This window comes from Wolbachia endosymbiont (group B) of Sphaerophoria taeniata, from assembly GCF_947179355.1.
Classification (GTDB): domain Bacteria; phylum Pseudomonadota; class Alphaproteobacteria; order Rickettsiales; family Anaplasmataceae; genus Wolbachia.
Genome location: NZ_CAMXAW010000001.1, coordinates 77,991 through 102,663, shown reverse-complemented (window position 1 = coordinate 102,663; position 24,673 = coordinate 77,991). Strand labels below are relative to the sequence as shown.

Genomic DNA, 24,673 nt, shown 5'->3' with positions numbered 1-24,673 from the left:
TACTAAGTCAGCAGCTGCAGTAGTGTAACGCAGACGTGCTACCAAGAAAATGTCTCTATCAGAGTTAAGCTTTGCTGGCAAAATGAAAAGTAAGACCAGCTTCTATACCATGTGTGTGAAAAAAGTCATTCTGTATGGTAGTAGTTACTTCTGTTTGTTTATCCATTTTTTTTGCTTTAGCATCAAACTTTAAAGTTTCCGGTTTGTATTCACTGCTATCAATAACAAAAAAACCTCTATATCCGATATGCATATTTACATCTTCATTTATATGATAATCAAAGCCAGCCTTTAATTGACCTGCAGGTCTTATTGACGATTCTTCAAACATTGTCATTCTTGTTAGACCGACTCCAACTCCAACATAAGGAGAAAAAGAGAAACTCTCATTTTTCCAATGATGATAAACATTTCCCATTACAGATATGTTATCAATTTTGTCATGATTAATCGTAACACCATATTCATTGTTTTCTTTTTCATACTTAATATTCATCTGAGTGTTTGCTAAACCAATATTATTCACTTTTATAGAAGAATACATTCCTTCTAATTCGGCTCTATAACTATTATTACCCAATTCTCCTGTGTAACCAAATGCTATATTTGCAGCAAAAGGTGGACTATAATCTGCTTTATACTTACTTATTGGCTGAGGTTCTGTTTTTTCAGTGTTTCTGTCATTTATAAATACCTTATTATCATCTGTAGCATCTTTGTCTCCAATTTTTGCTTTCAACTTACCCAAGTTCAAATATTGACCGTAATATCCACCACCAAAGTAAAATCCTTCTGTTTCACTTGCAAAAGATTGTTGTGACAACAATAAAGCAAGTGCTGTAACTGCTAATGTTTTTTTACTCATCATGACTATTCCTCTAGTTAAAATAGCTAATCTAGTACTAATTAATTAAAAATGATTTAATATGAAAAAACTAATTATTTTCTAAGCTAAAAAATAGGTAAAATTAACCTCTATCCTCGATTTTATTGCCGTCTAGTTTGTCCTCATCTTCAAATTCATCATCATCGTCAAATTCATCCTTACTGTCTTCATCATCAAACTCATCATCGTCTTCCTCATCATCAAACCCATCACCACCTTCAAACTTATCATCAATATCCTCGTCTTCAAATCCATCTTCAATCTCTGGCTCATCGTATATTGCATCTTCAGTTCTAGCTTCAACAGGATAATCAGCAGCTTCAATAGCATTACTCTCTTCTTCATTACTAATCTTATCTTTGTTAGCAGCAGAAAAGACCTTGTTTGGATCATATGGCTCTTGTGTAGGCACACGTGTTGGTTTAATCAGCCTTCTTGTGAATGTGCTATCACTATAGTACAAAATTTTCTTTGACTTAATTGGATAAGTCGATTCTATCAAAATTATCTGATCATCACGTGGCAGCATAATAATTTCTTGAGGTAAGAGCAATGCTCTCTGTGTTTCAGAGATATGCAATGATCTTGATGCAGGATTCAAGTCTAAAAATTTAGGTTTGTTTAATGATTCTTGTTGTACAGTTTTGTTTCCTATAAGCTGAGATATCAAATTAGCCGTTTCAATATTATTGGCTGCAAAAGTTATTCTATAGGTTGAGTTTGATAAAAAGGAGTTCATTCCTGCTTCTTCATATATTCCTTTAAGCTGTTCAGTATCTTGAACAATTAAAAATAACCTTACTCGATAGCCACGAAAGTATGCGATGCCCGTTTGAAATTGCTCCATTTTTCCAAGTGTTGGAAACTCATCCATTAAAAATAATACGCCGTAAGGCTCGTCATCCGATGGCAATTTTCTACATAAAAACTCAGTTGCCTGTTGGTAAAAAACCTGCATTAAAGGCCTGAGCCTAGTTAAGTTATCAGGAGTTAAACCAACATAAACTGTAGTTTTCTTCTTTTTAAAATCCAAAATATTAAAATCACTTGATGCAGTTGCAGTATCGATCAATGGGTTTGCCCACAATTCAAGCGACGAGTTCATAGTTGACACAACACCTGATCTTTCTTTGTCAGCCTTTTGCAAAAAAGCTGCAATGTTCATATACGCTACCGGATGTATTATTTTACCCATTGTGTCCAAAACTACAGCAAGATTGTAAACTACGTCATCGCTACGCATCGTACGCACAACCTCACCAAAAGATTTAACTTTCTCTGGTGCAGCAAGTAAATATAGTACCACCCCAACAAATAAGCTTCTTGCTTCGTTTTGCCAAAAATCTTGTTCAGGCATGATTAGGTTAGCTATTTTTTGCACATCGTCAACCATCTGTCCAGGTTTTTCACTAATCCATTCCAGTGGATTATAACAATGGCTTACCCCATCTGGCTGCGCTGGGTTCCATACATATACTTTTTGTCCTTGTCGCTCTCGCCAACCACTTGTTATTTCATAGTTTTCTAATTTTATATCATGCACAATTACCGAATCATTCCAAAATAACAAATTAGGAATTACAAAACCAACACCTTTACCAGAGCCTGTAGGTGCAAAGAGCAATGCATGCTGAAACCCATCAGCAATAAAATATCCTCTCTTATCTTTACCAAGCAATAGACCTTTTTTGCTTCTTAATCCCGCTTTTCGTATGTCTTTCTCTGATGCCCACTGTGAATCTCCATGAAGTGATTCTTTCTTTTTAAATGGCCGCCACTCAATTAGTCTTTCTCTCACATTCCACAAAATAATCATCAAAACAATTTGAGGCAGTAGAGAAGATACAACTAATTTAATTTTGAGCTCAAAGCTATATAGCTCTGGATGATGCCAACAATATTGTATATGATCAAAAATTGTCGGCCAGAGAGCTTGAGGAAAAGGTGTCAAGCTAGGATTAATTGCTCTAAAATCTACACCATCTGGACCGTCAACAAACAGGTAGAATAATATACCAGACAAATAGAAGCAAAATTCAAGTATGCTAAAAGATACTACACCTCCTATGAGAATATTGCGTAGGTGATTTCCATTACTCATAAACTACTTTTTCTTAACTTACGTATAAATTTAAGTATTTTCATTTGAAGATCTAGTAAATAATATCTCAGAAATGCTTCTTTTGCCTCCACTGGTTCTTTTTAGCTGAATAACAATATCAATTACATTTCTAATGTATGGTATGATCTGATCTGGGGGAATGCCAAGATTTGCTTGCATAACCATAAGTTTTATTTGCTCAAGAGCCATTGCCGGACTATCCGCATGAAGAGTTGATATTGACCCTGGGTGGCCAGTGTTTATTGCTCTAAGAAAACTAAAAGCTTCTGCTCCACGCAGCTCACCAACTATTATTCTATCTGGTCTTAAACGTAAACATGCCTCTATCAAATCTTGAGTGGTCACTTTTGCCCTGCCTTGCCCTCCTTTAGAAGCAATTAAATGGACTTTATTGGGATGATCATTCAAAACTATCTCTCTTGCATCTTCAACAGTAATAATTCTTTCTTCAGATGGAATAGCACGCAAAGTAGCATTAGTAAAAGTGGTTTTACCAGTGGAAGTTCCACCACTAATTATGATATTTTTCTTACTTATTACAGCATATTCTAAAAACTCTTTTATTTTTTTTTGTTTCAGTAGCAAATCTAGGTGACGATCTACTGGATTATCGGTCACTCCTATAACAGTTTCAGAAAAAGCCCCCATTTTTTCATAATCATCCAATGCCAATTGCATAGAAGAAGGTTTACGAATTGAAATGACTACTTTATCAGGCTCACATGCTGGAGGAAACACTATCTGTATACGATAACCATTTGGTAATGTAGCTGAAAGCAGCGGTGTCTCTTCGCTCAGTTTTTGTTCTGTAGCTTGAGCAATCAACCTGCTAAGAGATTTTAAATGATTAAGATCAAATATTTCTAACTTTTCGCATCTTATTTCACCGCGATTTTCAATCCATACTTCCTTCGGTTTATTTATTGATATTTCATTTACACCTTCCTCTTGAAATATCCCTTGTAATGGCTCCAAGTATGTATCAAGTGCAGCATAGTTCATTTCAGTTATTTAATATTGACTGTGGAGGAAATACTATATCTTGGTTAACAAATACTTTCAATGCAGTTCCTTGATTAACATAAATAGTTGGTTTTTTATCTACACTCCTATCAACTATATCTCGCATGTCTTTGGAAAAATCATTGATTGACTTCCCAATTGCTTCATCATAAACAGATTTGCTTCTTTTCTGAGTTTGCCTCAACAGTTGACGTACATCGTCTAAAGTTATACCGATATTGTCACTAGTAATTGTATCAACTCCACTAGCTCCAGAACTTTTTATCACACTTACTATTTCTTCCTTTATTATTCTCAGCAAATCCTGATCACTTTTAGCATTTCGAATTTTTTCAATAGCCCTAATACCCAATTTCCATTTTTCGTCTCCTACCTTCCCAACTTCAGTTTTTATAGAATTCTCCAATCTCTCAACAATAGCCCCTTTGAGAGAAGAAATATCTATTTCAGTTGCAGTAATAGACTTCACTGCATCCATGGCAGTTAGCGCATCGATAAGATTAGAGGCTTTTTGTCCTACAACAGCTGAACCAATCGAAACACCAGCAAGTGCCACTGAAGAGAATAATGCACTTGCTATTTTATTATCAACTATTCCAGCTATCCCTGCCCTTCCAAGCTCATCGGTACCAGATGATGCAATAGCAACATCTATACCATGAGGAAGAATGATCCTATTCCAATTTATGTTCACGCGGGCTTTTGCAACATTTGAGTCGAATGAATAACCACCTATTAACCTTGAACCTTTTGGTATTAAAATTGTATCACCAGTTTCTGCATAAACGTCTCTACTAACAACAGCACGGAGCATTCCTTGTAAGTCAGAACTTATTGCAGTTTCAAGAATAGCGTCAATAACCTTACCTTGAATAATCATTAAACCAAGCTTTCCAGCTTTGGTAGCTTTGCTCGATTGTGCTGAGGTATTGGATAAAACAGCATCTGTAGCTTTACCTTCCCCACTACTACCTGAAATTGCTAACATTTGTGCACTACGTCTGTCTCTAGGATAACCGCCACCCCCTATTGTAGGAAATGAAGTAGGCAAATTGCTAATAACATTACCAGAAGGAAAATTTTGCTTTGGTAAAACAGGTATATTTGACAAGGGAATTTCTTTTAGTTGCTCTTCTTTTTTTGTCACTTCCTCTTTTTTGATTTGTTTTACTTCTGGTATGACTTGTGGAATAGGAAGAGGAGGTAAGGGTGGCAAGAGATCAGTTACTACTCTTTCGGAAACTATTGCATTATCTGGAACTTGTTCTAACTTTCCTTTCAATTCTTGAATGTTTTGCTTTGTTTCCTCTTTTTTAACAATCTCTGGACCCTCTTTATTAGAAGGACTAAAATAAAGATAGTACACTCCACCAACTAAGAGCGCTACCATAACTATCATCAATGCCTTATAACCTTGATTAGAGCCAACTGTTACTACCTTGCTTTCTATCTCTGATTCATCTTCTACACTATTATGCCTTTCTTTACTCATATTATATGTACCAGAACTAAAGTGACCTATTTATAACTTCAACTTCACTACCTTCATAACGCATTAATAGCTTTTTATGTACTCCTTTTATTACAACATAATCATCAAATAACAGCCTTTTACAGGATTCGCCTTCTATAAAAATCTGAGGAATTTTATTACTATTTCTAAACTTTAAATAGGTTAAATAACCATCATCGAATAACTCAATTGGAACTATATCTACGTTACCACCTTCATCAATATATGTATAGTTGTACCTCGTATTATTTTCTTGTATTATTTTTTCTGGCTTTTCTGTAATGTATTGCATTTGAGTAGGTAAAGAAACCTCATCTAAATCAACATCAAATTCATCTTCTTCTTGAGGATAATAAAAACGTATTACGTAAGATATATCCTTTTCAACGGAATAATCATGATCCACTTTTTTAGCATCAGTATCTGGGTATTTATCGTAATTTGGTCTTGAAATTAGATCAAAAATGTAATTTCTCTTTTTAGTTGTCGTAATAATCATGTTAGTGCGACTACTGACTTCAAATGGCATGACAAGCAGTTTATTATCATAAGGATTAATTTTCCAACTTGATGCATCACCAACAGCAATATTTTTGACTTTTTCCCCTTCTGCAAACTCAATATAAGAATAGTAACCTTGACTAAAAATTACTGTAAACACCTCATTAGGGCTATATACAAAAGTCTTTATTCTACTATCTACAGAAATAGGTTTATTATTAATAGATGCATTTAAGTTGCCACTTATTAGTAAAGCTAAAACTAACAATATCCTACACATATTCATCATCTACTCTATATGAAATAACTTGAAACCCTAACGGGTTAATATATCTTTGCTGATCATTCATTTCAAGCGATGCATATTTATACGACATCACAACTATCTTATTTTTCCTTGAGGAATTTCCATCTTTTCGTGTAAATTCTATAGAAAATCTCACTTGAAGAGCATCATTACCTAATTTTTGAATTGAACGAATTTTCAACTCACCTTTAGCATCTGAATATAAATTAAAAAGGTCATTCATATTCTGCGATTTTATATAATTGCTAAATTCACTATATACACTAGGCGAAGAAAACAACCTTACTTTTGTATAATAATTATAATTATAATTATATGGGTCAAAAACCTCCCTTGCTTTTATATACTCTGAAATAAAATAATCGTTCAGCGTTTCATTTGCAGAATATTGTTTTACTGTAACAGGATCAACCAATTGCACTATTCCTGACTTTTTATCAATTTCTATAACGAATGGCTCAATAGTGCTACTTGTGCTAATTTTAAATATAGCTAATATGCTTATAGAAATTGCAACTAGTAATATTAATGTAAATAAAAGTAAAGTATTTCTCTGAGCAACAACTGTGCTATAGCGACTTGAATTCCAATTTATATCCTTATCCAATGACTCATTACTTTTTTCTTGTTTTAAAAATTTCAGCATCTCAATATTCTTAAAAATCTTAACTTATATTAATTAACATAGCAAGCTAACAAAGTAGTTATAACAAAAAAGCTAATAAACCCTTAATCCATGGCCTAACTTGCCAAATTTTGTTTCCATATATGAATCATTATATTCATTGCGTTCCATAATAAGTGGTACACACTTTGTAACTTCTATACCGTTATTTTTCAACTCTGATAACTTTCTACCATTGTTTGTAAGTAATTGTATTTTGTTAATGTTCAATTTCTTAAGTATTTTAGCTGCAACAGCAAAGCTCCTTTCATCATCTTCAAAACCCAATACTCTATTTGCATCAACAGTATCAAGATTATATTTTCTTTGCATACTGTATGCTCTTAACTTATTAGTTAAACCAATGCCTCTCCCATCTTGCATCAAGTATAATATAATGCCATTCCCAAAGTCGGTCATTATTTGAATCGCTTGATGTAACTGGCTTCTGCAATCACATGATAAGCTGTCTAATAAGTCTCCTGTATAGCATGAAGAATGAATTCTCACTAATGGCTCATTATCTTTATCTGGATTGCCAATGATAATTGCATAATGTTCTCTTCCGCCACTTTTGGTTCTATAAGATATGATATCTACTTCTTGAGTCTGTTTTAAAAATAATGATGTTTTGCACACTTCATACACACTATGATTTTGTTGAAAATCATTCACAAGTAACGTATTTAGTGCAATAATGTCATTTTCTTCACACCAATTTCGCATTTCATGTTTATTCTCAAAAGTCATATCAGCCACTAACGCGTATGGCAATAATTCTGAGAACTTAAGCAAGGCAACAGCATACGCATCTATTGTCTTTGAGCATTGCAACTCTTTTATCCAATCTTCCTTTGAACAGTTTATTAAATGGAGCAGTTCATCAAAATTGCTTATCAACAGACGTTTGCTACTATGTTCTTTACTCTGACATATGTATTTTACCTTACTTGCAGTCAAAGTAACATACACATTACCTGATATAAGCTTATATTGACTAAATAAATTTTTTTCTAAAGTTTCAGCAGCAGCAAGCAATAGATAGTTATTTTCATCATCATATATTAAAATTGGAAGACCACGCCTGACTTCACTGATGGCCCTTTCTACTTTATTTCTACTTTGATTTCCTATAAACATTTCACCTACACCAAACAACTTGGTGCGGTCGAGAAGACTTGAACTTCCAAGGCTTTGTGAGCCACAGCGACCTCAACGCTGCGTGTCTACCAATTCCACCACGACCGCACTTTATTCTAGTTTCTATATAATTACTTTAAATTACTTAATCATTTTAGGGTTTTTCATCTAAAGTGTCAATCTGATACTAGGATAATTTAGGAAATGCCTGTATAATTTAACTATGAATTTTATGGTTACAAACTTTAATCATTTAAGATAATCTTAATACTAATTCTTAATTTAGGTCTTTATACAAATGAAAGTAGCTAATATCTTCATTTTTTTAATTCTATCTCTTACAATTAGCTTTCACTCCACTCATGCACAAATATTGTACACATGGTCTCAAATCATTCCAGAAAATAAATTAAGCATACGTGCGATTATAGACAATAACATGTGTCCCATTGCTTACGTCGATAATAAGGAAGTAGAAATGCTAAGTCGCAGCTCAATTAACAATACCGAAACAGTTTGTGAACTGATAGTAGAAACAAATGCTCAAAACATTAGTATTGACAATATAAAAGTTCCCGTATTAGCGGAAAAGATCAGCAAAATTGCCTTCATTGGCGATACAGGATGTAGAATAAATATGTTATTTCAGCAAGAATGTAATTCTGTAGATAGCTGGCCTTTGAAAAAAAATTTAGATTCAATCGCTTTTCATAAACCAGATTTAATTATCCATGTTGGTGATTATCATTATAGACAAACAAAATGTAGAAACACAAAAAAGTGCGGCGATATTTATGGATATAGCAAAGAAGCTTGGTACGCTGATTGGTTTGAGCCTGCAAAAGATATTTTAACACAATCTCCTTTTCTTTTTGTTCGTGGAAATCATGAGAGTTGTAATAGAGCTTATGAAGGATGGTTCAGATATTTAGATTCATACCCCTTTTCCCCTCAAAAATGTGAAGATCTTATTTCCAGTTGGTTCTTAGATGCTGGGCCGATGAAGTTTTTTATCTTCGACTCTTCATCCGGTGAGGAAATTTTTACAACCCAAAGCACAGTTGATGCTTTTGAGAGGCAGTTTGATAAATTGATACAAGATAAGCCCACGTGGTTTTTGACTCATAAACCACTTTGGAGATCTCCAAAAAAAGAATTTTTGACATTAAAAAGCCATGGTAATCTTACACAAATTGAAGCTTTTGGAGATAAATTTCCAAGCAATGTTACTACCATAGTTTCTGGCCACATTCATATAGCCCAGATTTTATTAATGGATAATGTTCCAGATCAGATTATAGTTGGAAACGGCGGTGCATTATTACACGCTCAAGATCAAGAACCTGTTTATCAAAACGTAGAATTTAACTATCCAAATAGTAGAAATTACTTAGCACACGAAGTTAGAAACTTTTTCGGCTTTGGCTTTGCAATATTAGGTTTAGACGATCACAAATTTACTTTCTATAACCAAGATAATAAGGAAATGTATTCTGCAAACCTAACGAAAGACTTTAAACTTAAAACAAATTAAAATTAGGACTATTTAAGGACGCAGAAAAAACGTGCTGAGCTTAAAAAACTCATAGCAACAAAAAACACTGAAATTCTTGTATATATCGACTAATCTGGAATTGATAACACAAAAGTCAGCGTATTAGTATGATTGCAGCTTTGAATAAGGGAAAAATTATGGCGCCTATGATTTTTGAAGGCTACTGCGATACAGACGTTTTTAATAGCTAGTTCAAACTTTTTGCTGGGTGATTTTGGATAATGCAACTTTTCATAGAAAACAAGTGAATTTGTTAAAAGTGTCGGTGCTGAAGTTATATATCTGCCTACACATTCTCCTGATTTTAATCAAACCATTGGTTTGTTATAAAAAATTGAGCCAGAAAGAATATCCAGCTATTCGAACTATTAGAAAAAGAGCTATATATGAGCATGTTTTAGCACAGACATTATTTTTGTAACTAGGCAAATGCAATCAGTATTAGCGGCTTGAAAGGATATCAATTAATAAAGAAATGCATCTAAAGTAATCACTTAACTAACGGCAAAGTGATACCATGTTGGTTCATATATTTTCCTTTCATATCATCATATGATTTCTCGCATTCACTTTCGCCGCTTAAAAACACAAATTGGCATGCGCCTTCATTAGCGTAAATTTTTGCAGGAAGTGGAGTGGTGTTCGAGAATTCAAGTGTGACGTGACCTTCCCATCCAGGTTCTAAGGGAGTAACGTTTACTATAATACCACACCTTGCATAAGTTGACTTACCAACACAAATTACCAGTACATTCCTTGGTATACGAAAATACTCCACTGTGCTGGCAAGTACAAAACTATTTGGTGGAATTATACATACATCTGTTTCCTTATCTATGAAACTATTCTCAGAAAAATTCTTTGGGTCTACAATAGCTGAATTAACATTAGTAAAAATCTTAAACTTATTACTAACTCTTGCATCATAGCCATAAGATGATAATCCGAAAGATACAACACCCTTACTGCTTTTATGATTCACAAAAGGCTCTATCATTCTAGAGTTTTCAGCCTTTTCCCTTATCCATTTATCTGGCATAACTGCCATAATTGTCCTTTAAAGTTTTGTAATACTTATAATAATATGTAATAGAATTTAAATGTAAACCTGAATTAGCGTTACACTCTGGAATGGCAAAGTTTCCAGTATAAACTACCTATACAAAAATAAATTGGCAATATTTCAAGCCTGCCAAGCAGCATCAAAAACGATAGAAATAGCTTTACTCCACCACTAAAGGAGGAATAATTACCTGAAGGACCTATTAGGTTACTAAATCCTGGGCCAGAATTTGTAAGCATTGCAGAAACAGAGCTGATGCTAGTTATAAAGTCCGCATTGCTCAAGTAAGACATCACTATTGATGATATAGTGAACGTTAACATGTAAATCGCAAAAAACGTAAAGACGGATTGAACTTCATCATTTTCCAGTATTTTACCATTGAGTTTTACTCTATCGCTTTCACTTGGATTTAATAAAGAGCTAAAGTAATTCCTTATAGATTTTAGAAAAATGACTAAACGGAAGATTTTGATTCCACCACTAGCAGAACCACCACATCCACCAATAAAGGCTAAAAAGAAAGCTAAGACTGAAATAAAGCTCCAATTCAAGTAGTTGCACATTATATAGCCAGTTGATGTGATAAAGGAGGTAATGGTGAATGTGCTGTACCTAAATGATAAAAATACTCCTAAGTCAAAATTTTTATATAACCAAAAACAAGCAAGCAAAGATGAAATAACAACTATCTTAATAAAGTAAGAGACCTGTTCATCATAACAAACGTCTAATCGTCTTACAATTTTTAAATAGCTCAGAAAAGGTAAAGAGCCTAAAATCATAAAGATAATTGTTATGACCTCCAATATAGGGTTATTGTAGTAGCCTATAGAATCGTTATAGTTAGCAAATCCACCAGTTGATACAGCGGACATTCCGTGACATACTGCGTCAAATAATGGCATGCCAGCTAGATAATAGGAAAATATGCACAATAAAATTAGGCAGTAATATATTTCTGCAATATGTATTACTACGCTTCGCGTATGTGGTAACTTTCTTTTAAGAGCATCTGAGTACTCAGAATAGAGTAAATTATTTAAGCTCAAAACCTTAAATATGGGAAAAATTGCAATTCCTACTGTAATTACTCCAAAACCACCTATACCGTGTAGCATTGCTCTCCACAGTAGTATCCCCGGAGATTGTTGCTCGATGTAACTTAGAACAGTTGCTCCTGTGGTTGTAATCCCAGATACTGCTTCAAACAGTGCATCAATGTAGCTTAAACTATCAAGATAAAATGGAATAGCTGCAAACAGAGATAATGCAATCCAGGTACAACTGGTAATCGCAAAAATTGCCGGCATTCCATGTACCCTATTTAGTTTACCCAGTAGAATAAAAGTCGCACTAAATGTGCAGGTAACTATAAATCCAACCAGAAAATTTTTCCATTCGTAACCTAGATAATTATTAGTAATAGCAGGAATAAGCATTGCTACGCCAAACAACAATAGGAAAATTCCCACAATAAATACAATTGAACGTAAAATTTGCAAATTTTCCATAGATAGTACAGTGAAAGCTATATGTTATTAAAAATTCAACTACTTTGCTAATTTTTTCTCTTGACTTGACTATAAATACGTGTAACTACAGCAAATAAATTTGTTCTAAATAGAGAGGTATGGTATGGCATCAATTTTTGAACAAAGCGAATTAATTTTTAAAAAAAATGGAGTTAAAGATTTATTACTTGATGCAATTTGGAAGAACGATCACCAAAAGATCCAGTATATATTCAACAGTCATAGCGACAGTTATATACAAGAAATTTTAAGAAGCGAGTATTATAACGGTCGTGCCATCTTCGATCCTGATAATCTCAAAGGAAATGCAGAGGTCATTGAACAAATTCGTCAGAAAGCTGATAAGAACACCTATGCTTTCTGGAAAGGTAAAAAAACTCTAAATTCATTGTATTATGCAGTCCAGCAGGGCAGTCTTAAAAAGGTCCATGACATATTCAACAGTAATAGCAACAGTGATATACAAAAGGTTTTGACAGATAAGGTTAATAACAATTATACAATCTTAGACTATGCTATTTCAAGATCAGTAGTAGATATCATTAAGGCACTTTGGCAGGAAGCTAATGAAGACACTCGTGTCTTCTTGAGTAATAGCGCAATCAAATTAGCTAATAAGAGTTCAGATTATGATGTTAAAAAATTTATTCCAGAAGTTAAGGATTATAATAGAAAGTACACTGAAAAAGCCACTAAACAAACTTATGAAGAATCTAATCAGAAAAATGGTATTTGTGGTAGAGCTATACAAAAAGTGGAAAATTTAGAGAGAACAAGTGATCTTCACCATAAATTACGTCAAGCAATAGATTATTTAGATGTTAAAAAAGTTAAAGCAGTATTAGAAGATTGTGATACAAATCTAGCAATGATTTTAAATAGACCTATACATTTACAGAGCAAAACTACCTTTTTACTTTATCCTCTGCAAGTTGGTCTTAATAAACGATATATAGGTGATGGTAAAAGATTGAAACAAGAAGATCTGAGAAATATAAAAGAAATTACTAAACTTCTTTGGGATAAAGCTTCTCCTGATATTCGCAATTTCTGGTTTAAATTCCATCAAGATCAACAAGAAGAAAGTACAAAAGACACAAAAGCAACCTTTGAAGCTCATTTGAAAAAAGCTCCTCCTGATATTCGTGACTTGTGGCTTAAATATCAAAGAGTGCCTGAAAATCAAGGTGCAGCTGTAATAAAACTTCTTAAAGGTGAGCAACAACGACATGCCAAGATAGGTAGTGAGAAGTGGCTTGAAGATTTCATTCAAGAAGTTAAAGATTACAGAGAACAAAAAACCATAGAAGAAAACCTTGAAATAGCTACAGAGAAACCTACAACAAAATCTGTTCTACAAGACGCACAACTTTCTCAAATAAATAGAACTTGTTGTATTTTGTAGTAAATAAGTTCTTAGGAAATCTAAGTATGATAACAATAAAAACAAGAAATTTAAACGTTCTATTTTTAACCTAGTATCCAGAATAAAAAGGGAGTGTTAAATAAACTGTGTCAAACCTAATTTTTGTATCCGTTCAGGAGAGTGGTTTAAGAAACAATAGATAAGAGGTTTTGGAAAGGATTGAGACCCCTTTGTTTCCATGTTAAGTATAACGAAATTATCCGTTCAAGGAATGCATTTCCCCGCTTTGATTGTGTAAAATACGAATTTTTGCGGTAAACGACATAATGCCGTATCTGCTGTTCAGCATGGTTGTTTGTCAGCGGAATGTTTTTTGGGTCATCTAAAAAATTCCACATCATTCTTTCAGATTTCAAAATATTTTTCGCAACTCGAGAGGCTCCAATTGCTTCAGGTAAGTAGGATATTTCCTTCAAGTAATACCTTGTACGTTTTCGCAACTTTCTGGCACGTCTGGCAAATCTAAAAACATCTATCTCATTTTTTAGCAAAGCCTTTTTTAGTGCAAATAATTCAGTAGCTACATTTCTTAAGTAACAGCCAAGAACTTTGACTTCAATATTCCAACTATGCGCTAATCTTTCAAAATCCCTTGCTAAGTGTGCCCAGCAGATTTGCCTTTTTTCATCAGCAAAGTAATTGTATACTGCGTACCTGTCGGTTACCACTAAGCTATTATGATTGCAGCATGCGTTATTTTTTAAAACTTTCATTCCTCTTGACTCTGTCAACTTCACAAAACTTGCCGTATTGCTTGCAAACATCCAACACCAAGCGAGTTTACCTTTGTTATAATGGCTCGTTTCATCAATATGTAGAACTTTACTCCTACTTATCTCTTGTTCGATCTGCTCATACATTTTTTTGCATTTTGAAGCAACTCTATGTTCACTATTTGATATGCTAACGACGCTTATGTTCAAATTGAAGATATCATTTACGACACTCGCTATTTCGCGTTTTGAATTTTTGTAGAATCCGCTGAACGCTGCAATTATTGACTTAACCCTTGGACCAAATGTATCTGACGTAACACCTTCTGGTAACTTACTGCTTCTTCTTTTTCCGCATCTCCGGCAACGACCATGCTCCATCTGATATTCCACTACATAAGGCCTAATTTCCGGAAGATCAACTTTTTGATGAATGTACGGTCCATTGCATATTGCAATCCCTCCTCCGCATTCACAAGTAGATGACAACTTTACTTTTATCACCTCATCTGCATCCATTTTGGCGCGAAAACTTCCTTTATGACCAACCTGACCACCAACGTTTCTGTCGCTCTTTGGCTTGTCCTTTTTTATTTTGTACAACTCTCTAGAGCTTGGTAGAGATGAATTTTTCGAGTTTAAACCAAGCCTTTCCTTTAATTCAGCGTTCTCTATCTTTAAAGCCTTGTTCTCTGCTTTTAAACTTTCATTCTCCCTTTCCAGCTTTTCTATTTTTGCTTCTAACTTTTCTATTTTTTGCTGTAAATTTTTGCAAAGCTCTAAAAGGTTTACCACATTACCTCACTTTTGCTCTATGATTATCTTTTTAGATCACCTTGTCTACCTTATTCTGCCACTCCGCTGAACGGATACAATTTAAAATTTACTGCACCATAACCACCCTCTGCTCCCTTTTCTATATATGGTGCAATTTTAGGATTACCGTACATCTCAGAATACAAATTCTTTAATAAATCAGATGTATTAAAACCTTGATAACCTATCTTTCCATTTTCTCCATAAAAACGAGCATAAGATCCACAAATTTCTTCCTTGCTACAATCTGGGGTTATTTTTTGAGACGTAATTTCTCTATTTTCATCCCTTCCTCCATTAGTAACAGGTTTGACTACATTAGTTTCATCTCCTCCTCCATTAGTAACAGGTTTGACTACATTAGTTTCATCTCCTCCTCCATTAGTAACAGGTTTGACTACATTAGTTCCACCTCCTCCATTGGGACAAGGTTTATCTGTACCACTTCCTTTCTCTTTTTTACATTCTTCAGCTGCTTTTTTATAACACTTATTCTCTGCTTTTGCCATGTCAATTTTATACTGCATAAGTTCTTCTTTTACCTTGTCAATTTTACACCGCATAACTTCTTCTCTCTCTTGTCCAATTTCGCACCTCAAAGCTTCTATTCTTGCTTGCTCAGCTTCCAATTTTGCTTGCTCAGCTTCCAATTTTGCTTGCTTAGCTTCCAATTTTGCTTGCTTAGCTTCTAATTTTGCTTGTTTAGCTTCTGCTTGAGCATCATCATACTTTGCCTGATTAATTGCCTGTTCAGAGCCTTCTTTCATCTTCTCAGCATCTTTTTTACACTGTATTAACTCATCTTTTGCTTCCTTAGCTTCATTCTTAGTTTGTTCTACCTTCTCCCTTTCTTTTTGAACCTGTAATTTTAACTCATCAACTTTTGCCTCAGCTTCATTCTTAGTTTGTTCTACCTTCTCTCTTTCTTCTTGAACCTGTAATTTTAACTTATCAACTTTTGCCTCAGCTTCATTCTTAGTTTGTTCTACCTTCTCTCTTTCTTCTTGAAACTGTAATTTTAACTTATCAACTTCTGCTTTTGCTTCATTCTTAGTTTGTTCTACCTTCTCTCTTTCTTCTTGAACCTGTAATTTTAACTTATCAACTTTTGCCTCAGCTTCATTCTTAGTTTGTTCTACCTTCTCTCTTTCTTCTTGAACCTGTGACTTTAATTCACTAGCTTCTGCTTCTAATTTTGTAATTTCTCTTTGTGATTCCACAGCATCTTTTTTACACTGCATTAACTTATCTTTTGCCTTCTTAGTTTCATCTCTACAGTCACGAAGTAAATCTTCTTCTAATTTATCATCCTCTTTTCCCGCAACCTGATCTCCTAGATTTTCGACTTGCTCACCCTCTTCATCATAAAAAAGTTTGTTGGCATATAAATTACTATTATCAACTTGATCGCTATAGATATTGTTTGACATTGTGACCTCCTATATAGTCAAAACTGGAATTAAATTAGAGTATAAAAGCTAGGAATTCAACATGGGTAAAAGAAACCACAGCTCAGGAAATCTAAGGTTAACTCAGAAATTATTATAAGCCAAAATGATTAAAAATTTTATAACTTATATTGTAGATCTAGCATGATAACCAACAATTAGATTTTCTTCAATTTCCACCTTACTCACCAGCTTGACACAGTCCATCTTTATTCATTAGAGAGCCGTGATTCCTCTACTCTCCAATGATTAACACTTGTCAGTTTTGAGTGTAGTAGTTGATAGCCTGTACGTAAATACGTTGCTTTTGTCCTTTAGAAATTTTTAGTCTACTATCTTTATCCAGAAAAAAATTGTAAAATTTCTATAGTTATGGTATAATTGTAAATACCGCTTGCCAATAAGCTGAGTATAAAAATGCCATTCGGACAAATCATTACATATAGCACGATATTACTTACTATAATTGCAGTATTTCTCTTTTTGAGAAAAATATACAAAAATCATATTAGAAAAATTATATTTCCTCTAAAAGTTCTCAAAGAAGAGTGGGAAGAAAATAGAAGATTTAACGAATTATATCAAAAAAATAAGCAAAAAGAGTTGATGAAACAACAGGAAATGCTAAGGGAGAAACAAAAGAATATGCAAGTTTACAAAGAAGATCTAGAAATAGTTGATATAGCAAAACCGTTAGGTAAATGGACAAAGATGGTTATGATGGGTAATAGTTTAATGAAACATTTTTCACAATTGATACACAGAGAAGGTGATAAGAAAGGATTTTGGGAGCTATTTATAAAAGCTCAGTCTTCAACTAAGGGTAAATATAAAGGAAAAGGCAGATGACGTATCCGTTGTATAACCTGCTTTCTGGCATTAAACTTCTTAAGTGTTATAGTCAGTCAAGTATAAGGGTGTCATCCCAGTGCTTGACACTGGGATCCAGCTCTTCATGTAATCTAGTTAAAAATATTAATTTTAACATAAAGCAACTACTTTTATGCCAACCAGCTCAGCGTGCTTACTTAAAATTCCTGGATCCCAGTGTCAAGCACTGGGATGACACCATCTGCTACCTACAAACCCAATGTTCGTACAGTTGTATGTCAAACACTGACTGTTTGTTGTGCAAGCTATCCAATGTTCATACACTGAAGTGTTTAGGCTCCAAGTTCTCTTTAAAGGTCCAATAGATGCTTGAATGTAAAAATCTATCCTGTGCTCGTAATAACAAAGTATTATTTAAAAACCTCAATTTTAAAGCTGAGCCAAAATCAAAAATCTTAATCACTGGTCCAAATGGTAGCGGCAAAACCAGCTTAATCAGAAGTTTATCTGGACTCTTACCGCCAGTATCAGGCAATATAAGATACTGCGGAAAAGACATATATGATGATCCAAAATCCTTTATATCTTCCATGGTTTACGTAGGACATAAAAACGCCTGTAAAGATAGTTTAACAATTGGTGAAAACATAGAATTCTGGGCAAGAATACGGAACACTAGAGAATCAGTTATGGCAGCTGCTTATTGTTTAGAGTTGCAGCCTGTATTTAACATTAGATATGGTGAACTTTCTGCAGGCTGGAAAAGAAGAGTTGCGCTTGCTCGCCTTTTAATTTCTAATGCAAACATTTGGCTGATAGATGAACCATTCTGTAATCTTGATAGCACAACATGTGAATTAGTATTGAACCTAATCTCAATACGCTCTGAGCAGAACGGTACAGTAATTATTACAGGACATAGCTCTACAGAACAATTGTGTGACTTCAAGACAATCGACATACGTGATTTTAACAGACCTCTTGTATAATTTTTGGCCTTATTGTACTTACATCAATAATTTATTATCACATTTAATATTACGCATTAAAATTAACTCATCTCTTTCAAAGGCTCTATATTAAAAATCGAAAGTCCAGAAGCAATGACGTGTGCTAAGGCTTGGACGAGAAACATTCTTGCAGCGGTGAAATTTAAGTTATTCTCCAGTATAAAACGCATATTTAAATCACTTTTGCCATATCCCCATAAAACGTGAAACGCTTCTGCAACTTCAAGTAAGTAGAAAGTGATTCTGTGTGGCTCACAAAGCCTTGCAGATATTTCTACCACATCTGGCCACTTTGCTAAGGTTTTTATGAGGAATAGCTCCCCATCTGTCTTTAAAAGTGAAGGGTCTGCTGTTGGGAGCTCTTTTGGAGCATTACGCATTAACGAATGAGCACGGGCGTGCGCATATTGCACATAAAAAATAGGGTTGTCTTTTGACTGTTCTTTAACTTTAGCAAAATCAAAGTCCAAGACCATATCATTCTTGCGTGTTAACATTATAAAACGAGTTATATCCCTGCCAACCTCTTCCACTACATCCCTAGCTGTAAGAAAATTTCCTGATCTTTTCGACATCTTAACAGGTTTGCCATTTTCGAAGAAATTCACAATATTATGCAGTTTTACCTCTATCTTTGCTTGATCATCACTGAGCGCAGAGACAACTGCTCTAAGCCTTTTAATATAACCGCCATGGTCACTGCCGAGCTCTACGATCATATTGTTAAAACCACGTGATATCTTATCAAAATGGTAAGCAATATCCGATGCAAAATAAGTCCAGCTACCATCCTCTTTTTTTAGTGCGCGGTCAACATCATCACCAAATTTTGTAGAGCAAAATAACATTTCTTTTCTGGAAATCCAATTTTCATTCTCTTTACCTTTTGGTTTCTCCAGGTACCCTTCATACACTAGACCCTTATCAGATAATATCTTTATACTCTCTTCGATTTTGCCACTTTTTTGTAGCTCATACTCTGAAGTAAAGACATCATGACTTACTCCAAGTAAGTTCATGTCTTCCTTTATTATCTCTAAAATGGAACTTAAAGTATACTCTCTAATTATTTGATTATCATCCTCTTCTCTAAGCTCCTTGCCATATTTTTTAGCTAGCCCCTCCCCTATTGGTTTTAAATATTCACCTGGGTATAAACCTTTTTCGATGCTAATTTTCTCTCCCAGAGCTTCCTTATACCGCAAATATACTGACCGAATTAGCGTATCTATCTGCGCTCCAGCATCATTGATATAGTACTCCTTAGTAACTTTATAACCAACTTTCTTTAGCAAATTTGCTAAAACATCACCAAACACTGCCCCTCTTGCATGACCAATATGTAGTGGCCCAGTTGGATTTGCGGATACAAACTCAACATTGATGGCCTGATTGTTTCCAATGTTGAGAGTGCCAAACTCCGTTTTTAGCTCATTTATTTGTTTTAAAATCCCATGCCATACTTCCATTTTCAAGTGCATATTGATGAACCCAGGACCTGCTATTTCCACTTTTGCAACTTCATCAAAAGATTTAAATTCTTCTGCTAAGATCCCTGCAATCTCAACTGGATTCTTTTTTTCATGCTTTGCAAGCACCATAGCAACATTTGTGTAAATATCTCCATGCGCTCTATTGCTCGGAGGTTCTACAATAAAGTTTGTTGCATTCGTACTTATAACACCCCTTTGCTTCAACTTATTTAATTTGCTGGAAATTAGAGAGGAAACCTGCTTGAAAATGTTCATTTATTATACTGCTAAAATCTATAGCAGTATAGTTGATAAATGGAAGGAGTTGAAGGGTTATCTTAACTATTTTACCTTCATTTTCTCTTTTGCTTTAACAGGCTGATGTAACACTTGATAGATTAAACTTAGACAGCAACTTTTCGTATATCATAGCATTATACTCTGAAACCATAAACTTAGATCAACATTAATTCAGAATAACCAAAGTCAAAAAACTCCGGATACCATATAATTCCAGGTAGTTCTATTTCCCAATCCCAAGTTGTATTCAGCATTACTGTGTTGCCATCGTCGCAAGTATTAAACCATGCTACGTCATGATTACTACAACATGAATCATAACAATCGTTGAAACACAAATTATAATAATACTTGCAGCATGGGTGTAGTTTACACTCATCTACGGTAGGTTTTACCTTATTTCCTTCATCTACGGTAGGTTTTACCTTATTTCCTTCATCTACAGTAGGTTTTACCTTATTTCCTTCATCTACGGTAGGTTTTACCTTATTTCCTTCATCTACGGTAGGTTTTACCTTATTTCCTTCATCTACAGTAGGTTTTACCTTATTTCCTTCATCTACGGTAGGTTTTACCTTATTTCCTTCATCTACGGTAGGTTTTACCTTATTTCCTTCATCTACGGTAGGTTTTACCTTATTTCCTTCATCTACGGTAGGTTTTACCTTATTTCCTTCATCTACGGTAGGTTTTACCTTATTTCCTTCATCTACGGTAGGTTTTACCTTATTTCCTTCATCTACGGTAGGTTTTACCTTATCTACTTCATCTGCGGTAGGTTTTACCTTATCTACTTCATCTTCGGTAGGTTTTACCTTATCTACTTCATCTGCGGTAGGTTTTACCTTATCTACTTCATCTTCGGTAGGTTTTACCTTATCTACTTCATCTTCGGTAGGTTTTACCTTATCTACTTCATCTTCGGTAGGTTTTACCTTATCTACTTCATCTTCAGTAAGTTTTTCCCTATCTTCTTCATATTGAACAGCATTCGTTAGATTATCAGTAACACTAGTATATGTTTTATTATCATACTGGTTATTAAGATTATACTTTAACATAAAAATCTCCCATACAATTAGAGTTATATATAAAATTATTAATAGAACAAGGTAAAAAATTACACGCCGAATTAGTTATTAATAAAGCTCTAAATCTATAGATATAAGGGCATAATACATACCCCATATCCATAGTATAAATTGTTATGTTATTACCATATCACATCAGTGCTATACCTATCGTCGCATTATGATTTCAGCACATAGTATCCCTACACGTCCTTCACACCTTTTACACCCTCACTAAGTTTTATCGCCTTCAAAATAAATCGTTGTGCTCTGGAGCTAATTTTGCAACTGTATCAGTTCCTATCCCAGTTCTTGTTCCCCAACCACAACATGGTAGATTTAACACTACTGTGTTACCAGAATCGTGAGCATGATACCATGATGCTGTTGTACCATGACCATAACCGTGATTATTACCGTAGCATGGGTCATAACCATGTTTACAATGTGAGTTATAATCATAGTGGTATGGAGTACAATGATGCTTGAAAAACGGGTCTTGACTGTGACATAAACGAGTAGTATGACAATGCTCATCTTTATCAGGAATGCATATTGATTTACAGCCTGGAAAAGAAGTTTTGGTATTATGAGAACAAACGTTTTTTGGAGATGAAGTGTGATAGTGAGTCATAAATATCCTTTAAAAAATAACTATTAGACTATTATAGGATAAAATAATTAATAAATTTATAATCTTAATACTAAGATTGATATATTTAAAATTTCCTTTCCAGCCGTTATACAAGTATAGCTCTTTTCATAATAGTCCAAACGAGGTAAAATAAGGTTTTATAGTAGTGAAGGTAAGGATGCCAGCAGCATATAGTTATAAAAAAAGCAATGGAAGCACTAGAAGAAGGAGAGAGCAGGGAAACGGTGGCAGCAAGATTTAAAATTGGAAGAACTACGTTATGGGAGTGGCAGCAAAGAAGAAAAGAAACAGGAGATTTTCAGTCAAAAAAACTTGGAAATGGAGGTTATAATCACAAAATTACTGACTGGAATAAATTTACTGAATTTGCTAAAAAATATGGTGGTATCGGAAATGGCTAAGCTTTGGAGCAATGTTAGTATCCCAACGATCCATCGAGCTCTTAAAAAAATTGGACTCACACGCAAAAAAAGACATATGGATACAAAGAAAGAAACGAAGAAAAACGCGCTGAATTTTTGAAAATTATAGCAACAAAAGAACCTCAAAACTTAGTTTATATAGATGAGTCTGGACACCGAGTTATGGATATTGCCAGAAGGGACAGAGGTTTTATGCTCTAAAATCTGGTAAAAAAATTCAACGAATCAGTATGATTGCAGCCTTAAACGGCAGAAAAATAGTTGTTCCGTTAACATTTGAAGGCCACTGTAATATGGATATCTTTAATAAATGGTTTGAGCAGTTTCTGACACCGATTTTGAAACCTGGACAAACTGTTATCCTTGATAATGCTACTTTTCATAAGTCTAATAAGATTTGCTAAAGGAGTTGGCGCAGAAATTTTATATCTACCGCCTTATTCTCCCGATTTTAACAAAATTGAGCATCATTGGTTTGCTATAAAAAACAGAGCTAGTCCTCTATTCACATCTTTTCGTCATGCTGTTGATTCCGCTTTTCTATAAGCTTTTCGGACTATTATGAAAAGAGCTATAATAGATATTAGAGATTAGAAATTTTACTATGAGCAGAATAATGATAAGATTCCAAGAAGGAGCTGTCAGTAGTCAAACTAGTTGTGTTGCTGAAATAAATTTTGGTAGAACTGCTATGTCGCTGCAAATGAAAATCAAGCACCTGCTTATTATATTTTTAAGCAAAATGTGAAGCACATGGTAGATACCGTCTTGTCAGTCAACAAGAAAATTATAGAAATTGAATCTTAAGCTGTATTACGAAATCAAAAAATACTTTCTATCAACATATACACTAACCAACTACATTAAATAAATTTGTGTAAAATGCTATTTTACATAAGATAGAAAGTACGCATTTTTTGATTTTAAAGTACTAAATTCTCCTCCAACCGCTTTGCCCTGTAATTCTTGATATGGTCAGGATTAAAAGCACTTTTGGATTTTAGAACACCGAAAATGATATGGAGTAGCTTACGCATTGCAGCACCAACGATAGCCATATTATGCTTACCCTTTTCCTTTAATCTCTGGCAAAAACTAATAATGATAGGATTGTGATTCTTAGCTACTATAGCAGGAAAGAAAAGTGCTTTACGTAATGTTTGTGAACCGGATTTACTTAATCTGGGTTTGGCATATACAGAGGAACCTGACGTCATATTTCGTGGTATAACTCCTGTATATGCTGCCAATTGCCTGGCATCTCTAAAAACCTCTATGTCAGGAACTTCAGCTAAAATAGCTATTGCTGATTCTTCTCCTATTCCTGGAATAGTCAATAGAAGTTGAAAATTTTCCAACAATTCTTTATGTTGATTTAATAGTTCACGTACGGAGTTTTTTATTGTTTCTATTTTTTGAGCTATATTCATTGCAAGGTCTTCCCAAGCACTTGCAACTTCTTTAAGCAGTCTCTCTTTTTTTTCTAAGTGGTTATTTACTAATGTTAACTCATCTTTTAACGCAACTGAGCAACGATAAAGATGTTTTAATTTTTTCATTTCAGGAGAAGGTGGTGTCCAACTAGAAGGTTCCTGTCTTTGGCAATAATCAGCAATAACTTCTGCATCGGTCTGATCATTCTTTTGTCGTATCAGCTTACTCCTTGCATAAGATTTTATGCAATAAGGATTTACAACACTAACAGAATGTCCAGCGTTGTGCAGAAACTCAGCCAAAGCTTCGCTATAACAACCAGTAGCCTCCATGCAGGCTTTTACTTCTTCTACATTATGTTTTTGTAGAAAGCTAAGTAAACCTTGAAACCCAGAATCCTCGTTTTTAAAACTCCTTTTTCTAGTTTCACATCTTCCTTTTTTGCTTATGAACGAGAGAAAAACATCAAAGCGATCTTTCGATACATCTATACCTAAAAAGTTGTTGATCATATATAACCCCATGCGTTACCATTAAAAATGAAAAGTAAGGCTAGTCTTGTGAATACAGAATTAGAACCATTTAGGTTTTTCTACGATACCGTCCAGCCTGTACTCTTGAGAAGAGAACTCTTATCTACCTTACAGATTTTATATCTAAGACCACTGACAGAGTTCTTCTCTTCTCCATCTAATGCTTAAGCTTAAAACATTAGATGCTTTTTACAAGATACAAGACCATGTGCTCTTAGATGGCAGCACGTGCGT

19 protein-coding genes, 1 tRNA gene and 2 pseudogenes are annotated in these 24,673 nt (G+C 34.2%); 6 read left to right on the top strand and 16 right to left on the bottom strand.

All coding sequences use genetic code 11. The annotated features are described in order from the left end of the window. Positions 1–64: 64 nt before the first annotated feature. The 8 genes from ONG75_RS00540 to ONG75_RS00505 all read right to left on the bottom strand — a co-directional run bounded on the left by ONG75_RS00540 (position 65) and on the right by ONG75_RS00505 (position 8,264). On the bottom strand, positions 65–868 hold the full coding sequence (locus ONG75_RS00540) for a P44/Msp2 family outer membrane protein (RefSeq protein ID WP_264375485.1): 804 nt from the start codon (positions 866–868) through the stop codon (positions 65–67). Positions 869–968: 100 nt separating this feature from the next. Beyond that, complete coding sequence (locus ONG75_RS00535; RefSeq protein WP_264375484.1) at positions 969–2,987, bottom strand: type IV secretory system conjugative DNA transfer family protein; 2,019 nt, start codon at positions 2,985–2,987, stop codon at positions 969–971. Between the two features lie 30 nt (positions 2,988–3,017). Then, complete coding sequence (virB11, locus tag ONG75_RS00530) at positions 3,018–4,010, bottom strand: P-type DNA transfer ATPase VirB11 (RefSeq protein ID WP_019236952.1); 993 nt, start codon at positions 4,008–4,010, stop codon at positions 3,018–3,020. Between the two features lies 1 nt (position 4,011). Continuing rightward, the gene (locus ONG75_RS00525) at positions 4,012–5,523 is read right to left on the bottom strand and encodes a TraB/TrbI/VirB10 family type IV secretion system protein (protein ID WP_010404940.1); all 1,512 of its coding nucleotides are present in this window, start codon (positions 5,521–5,523) and stop codon (positions 4,012–4,014) included. A 16-nt stretch (positions 5,524–5,539) separates the two neighbouring features. Then, positions 5,540–6,331 carry a P-type conjugative transfer protein VirB9 gene (gene virB9, locus ONG75_RS00520; protein ID WP_019236950.1) on the bottom strand — a complete coding sequence of 264 codons (792 nt, stop codon included), beginning with the start codon at positions 6,329–6,331 and terminating at the stop codon, positions 5,540–5,542. Beyond that, a complete protein-coding gene (locus ONG75_RS00515; protein WP_007302609.1) occupies positions 6,318–6,998 on the bottom strand; it encodes a VirB8 family type IV secretion system protein in 681 nt (226 codons plus the stop codon). Before ONG75_RS00515 ends, virB9 begins: the two co-directional genes overlap by 14 nt. A gap of 72 nt (positions 6,999–7,070) precedes the next feature. Further along, on the bottom strand, positions 7,071–8,156 hold the full coding sequence (locus ONG75_RS00510; RefSeq protein WP_064086006.1) for a GTP cyclohydrolase II: 1,086 nt from the start codon (positions 8,154–8,156) through the stop codon (positions 7,071–7,073). Positions 8,157–8,176: 20 nt separating this feature from the next. Beyond that, a tRNA-Leu gene (locus tag ONG75_RS00505) sits at positions 8,177–8,264 on the bottom strand. 190 nt (positions 8,265–8,454) lie between these two features. On the opposite strand from ONG75_RS00505, the gene ONG75_RS00500 reads away from it, so the two are divergent. Continuing rightward, entirely contained in the window at positions 8,455–9,690 is a 1,236-nt protein-coding gene (locus tag ONG75_RS00500; RefSeq protein ID WP_007302607.1) for a metallophosphoesterase family protein, read from the top strand. Positions 9,691–9,705: 15 nt separating this feature from the next. Then, a pseudogene (locus ONG75_RS00495) lies at positions 9,706–10,046 on the top strand (transposase); the annotation flags it as partial. Between the two features lie 155 nt (positions 10,047–10,201). On the opposite strand, the gene dcd reads toward ONG75_RS00495, so the two are convergent. After that, entirely contained in the window at positions 10,202–10,759 is a 558-nt protein-coding gene (gene dcd, locus ONG75_RS00490) for a dCTP deaminase (RefSeq protein WP_006012513.1), read from the bottom strand. Between the two features lie 71 nt (positions 10,760–10,830). Continuing rightward, positions 10,831–12,288: a TrkH family potassium uptake protein gene (locus ONG75_RS00485; protein WP_264730787.1), complete on the bottom strand. Its 1,458-nt coding sequence runs from the start codon at positions 12,286–12,288 to the stop codon at positions 10,831–10,833. 124 nt (positions 12,289–12,412) lie between these two features. Between ONG75_RS00485 and ONG75_RS00480 the strand changes: the two genes are divergently transcribed. Then, positions 12,413–13,714, top strand: a complete 1,302-nt coding sequence (locus ONG75_RS00480; RefSeq protein WP_264375482.1) for a hypothetical protein — start codon at positions 12,413–12,415, stop codon at positions 13,712–13,714. A 146-nt stretch (positions 13,715–13,860) separates the two neighbouring features. Here the strand turns inward: ONG75_RS00480 and tnpC are convergent, their stop codons facing one another. Next, positions 13,861–15,243, bottom strand: a complete 1,383-nt coding sequence (tnpC, locus tag ONG75_RS00475; RefSeq protein ID WP_264375454.1) for an IS66 family transposase — start codon at positions 15,241–15,243, stop codon at positions 13,861–13,863. Between the two features lie 50 nt (positions 15,244–15,293). Beyond that, positions 15,294–16,694 carry a coiled-coil domain-containing protein gene (locus ONG75_RS00470; protein ID WP_264375481.1) on the bottom strand — a complete coding sequence of 467 codons (1,401 nt, stop codon included), beginning with the start codon at positions 16,692–16,694 and terminating at the stop codon, positions 15,294–15,296. 435 nt (positions 16,695–17,129) lie between these two features. Here ONG75_RS00470 and ONG75_RS00465 point away from each other — a divergent pair, with 435 nt between their 5' ends. Further along, on the top strand, positions 17,130–17,561 hold the full coding sequence (locus ONG75_RS00465; protein ID WP_264375480.1) for a hypothetical protein: 432 nt from the start codon (positions 17,130–17,132) through the stop codon (positions 17,559–17,561). 347 nt (positions 17,562–17,908) lie between these two features. Beyond that, a complete protein-coding gene (gene ccmA / locus ONG75_RS00460; RefSeq protein WP_064085635.1) occupies positions 17,909–18,532 on the top strand; it encodes a heme ABC exporter ATP-binding protein CcmA in 624 nt (207 codons plus the stop codon). Between the two features lie 62 nt (positions 18,533–18,594). On the opposite strand, the gene argS is transcribed toward ccmA, so the two are convergent. The 3 genes from argS to ONG75_RS00445 form a co-directional block, all read right to left on the bottom strand. Further along, a complete protein-coding gene (gene argS / locus ONG75_RS00455; protein ID WP_264375479.1) occupies positions 18,595–20,301 on the bottom strand; it encodes an arginine--tRNA ligase in 1,707 nt (568 codons plus the stop codon). Positions 20,302–20,480: 179 nt separating this feature from the next. Further along, positions 20,481–21,386, bottom strand: a complete 906-nt coding sequence (locus ONG75_RS00450) for a hypothetical protein (RefSeq protein ID WP_264375478.1) — start codon at positions 21,384–21,386, stop codon at positions 20,481–20,483. A 259-nt stretch (positions 21,387–21,645) separates the two neighbouring features. After that, positions 21,646–22,029, bottom strand: coding sequence for a hypothetical protein (locus ONG75_RS00445; protein WP_264375477.1), 384 nt, complete (start codon positions 22,027–22,029; stop codon positions 21,646–21,648). A 178-nt stretch (positions 22,030–22,207) separates the two neighbouring features. Between ONG75_RS00445 and ONG75_RS00440 the strand changes: the two are divergent. Beyond that, positions 22,208–23,018: pseudogene (locus ONG75_RS00440) on the top strand (IS630 family transposase). A gap of 377 nt (positions 23,019–23,395) precedes the next feature. Here ONG75_RS00440 and ONG75_RS00435 read toward each other — a convergent pair. Next, positions 23,396–24,418, bottom strand: a complete 1,023-nt coding sequence (locus ONG75_RS00435) for an IS110 family RNA-guided transposase (RefSeq protein WP_264375440.1) — start codon at positions 24,416–24,418, stop codon at positions 23,396–23,398. Between the last annotated feature and the right edge of the window lie 255 nt (positions 24,419–24,673).

Bases quoted from the DNA above. Each gene is read 5' to 3' on its own strand.
- ONG75_RS00535 (WP_264375484.1), bottom strand. From the start codon at position 2,987: ATGAGTAATGGAAATCACCTACGCAATATTCTCATAGGAGGTGTAGTA.
- virB11 (WP_019236952.1), bottom strand. From the start codon at position 4,010: ATGAACTATGCTGCACTTGATACATACTTGGAGCCATTACAAGGGATA.
- argS (WP_264375479.1), bottom strand. From the start codon at position 20,301: ATGAACATTTTCAAGCAGGTTTCCTCTCTAATTTCCAGCAAATTAAAT.
- ONG75_RS00465 (WP_264375480.1), top strand. From the start codon at position 17,130: ATGCCATTCGGACAAATCATTACATATAGCACGATATTACTTACTATA.
- ONG75_RS00480 (WP_264375482.1), top strand. From the start codon at position 12,413: ATGGCATCAATTTTTGAACAAAGCGAATTAATTTTTAAAAAAAATGGA.
- ccmA (WP_064085635.1), top strand. From the start codon at position 17,909: ATGCTTGAATGTAAAAATCTATCCTGTGCTCGTAATAACAAAGTATTA.
- ONG75_RS00510 (WP_064086006.1), bottom strand. From the start codon at position 8,156: ATGTTTATAGGAAATCAAAGTAGAAATAAAGTAGAAAGGGCCATCAGT.
- ONG75_RS00450 (WP_264375478.1), bottom strand. From the start codon at position 21,386: ATGTTAAAGTATAATCTTAATAACCAGTATGATAATAAAACATATACT.
- ONG75_RS00500 (WP_007302607.1), top strand. From the start codon at position 8,455: ATGAAAGTAGCTAATATCTTCATTTTTTTAATTCTATCTCTTACAATT.
- ONG75_RS00540 (WP_264375485.1), bottom strand. From the start codon at position 868: ATGATGAGTAAAAAAACATTAGCAGTTACAGCACTTGCTTTATTGTTG.
- ONG75_RS00470 (WP_264375481.1), bottom strand. From the start codon at position 16,694: ATGTCAAACAATATCTATAGCGATCAAGTTGATAATAGTAATTTATAT.
- dcd (WP_006012513.1), bottom strand. From the start codon at position 10,759: ATGGCAGTTATGCCAGATAAATGGATAAGGGAAAAGGCTGAAAACTCT.
- virB9 (WP_019236950.1), bottom strand. From the start codon at position 6,331: ATGAATATGTGTAGGATATTGTTAGTTTTAGCTTTACTAATAAGTGGC.
- ONG75_RS00435 (WP_264375440.1), bottom strand. From the start codon at position 24,418: ATGATCAACAACTTTTTAGGTATAGATGTATCGAAAGATCGCTTTGAT.
- ONG75_RS00515 (WP_007302609.1), bottom strand. From the start codon at position 6,998: ATGCTGAAATTTTTAAAACAAGAAAAAAGTAATGAGTCATTGGATAAG.
- ONG75_RS00525 (WP_010404940.1), bottom strand. From the start codon at position 5,523: ATGAGTAAAGAAAGGCATAATAGTGTAGAAGATGAATCAGAGATAGAA.
- ONG75_RS00485 (WP_264730787.1), bottom strand. From the start codon at position 12,288: ATGGAAAATTTGCAAATTTTACGTTCAATTGTATTTATTGTGGGAATT.
- ONG75_RS00445 (WP_264375477.1), bottom strand. From the start codon at position 22,029: ATGACTCACTATCACACTTCATCTCCAAAAAACGTTTGTTCTCATAAT.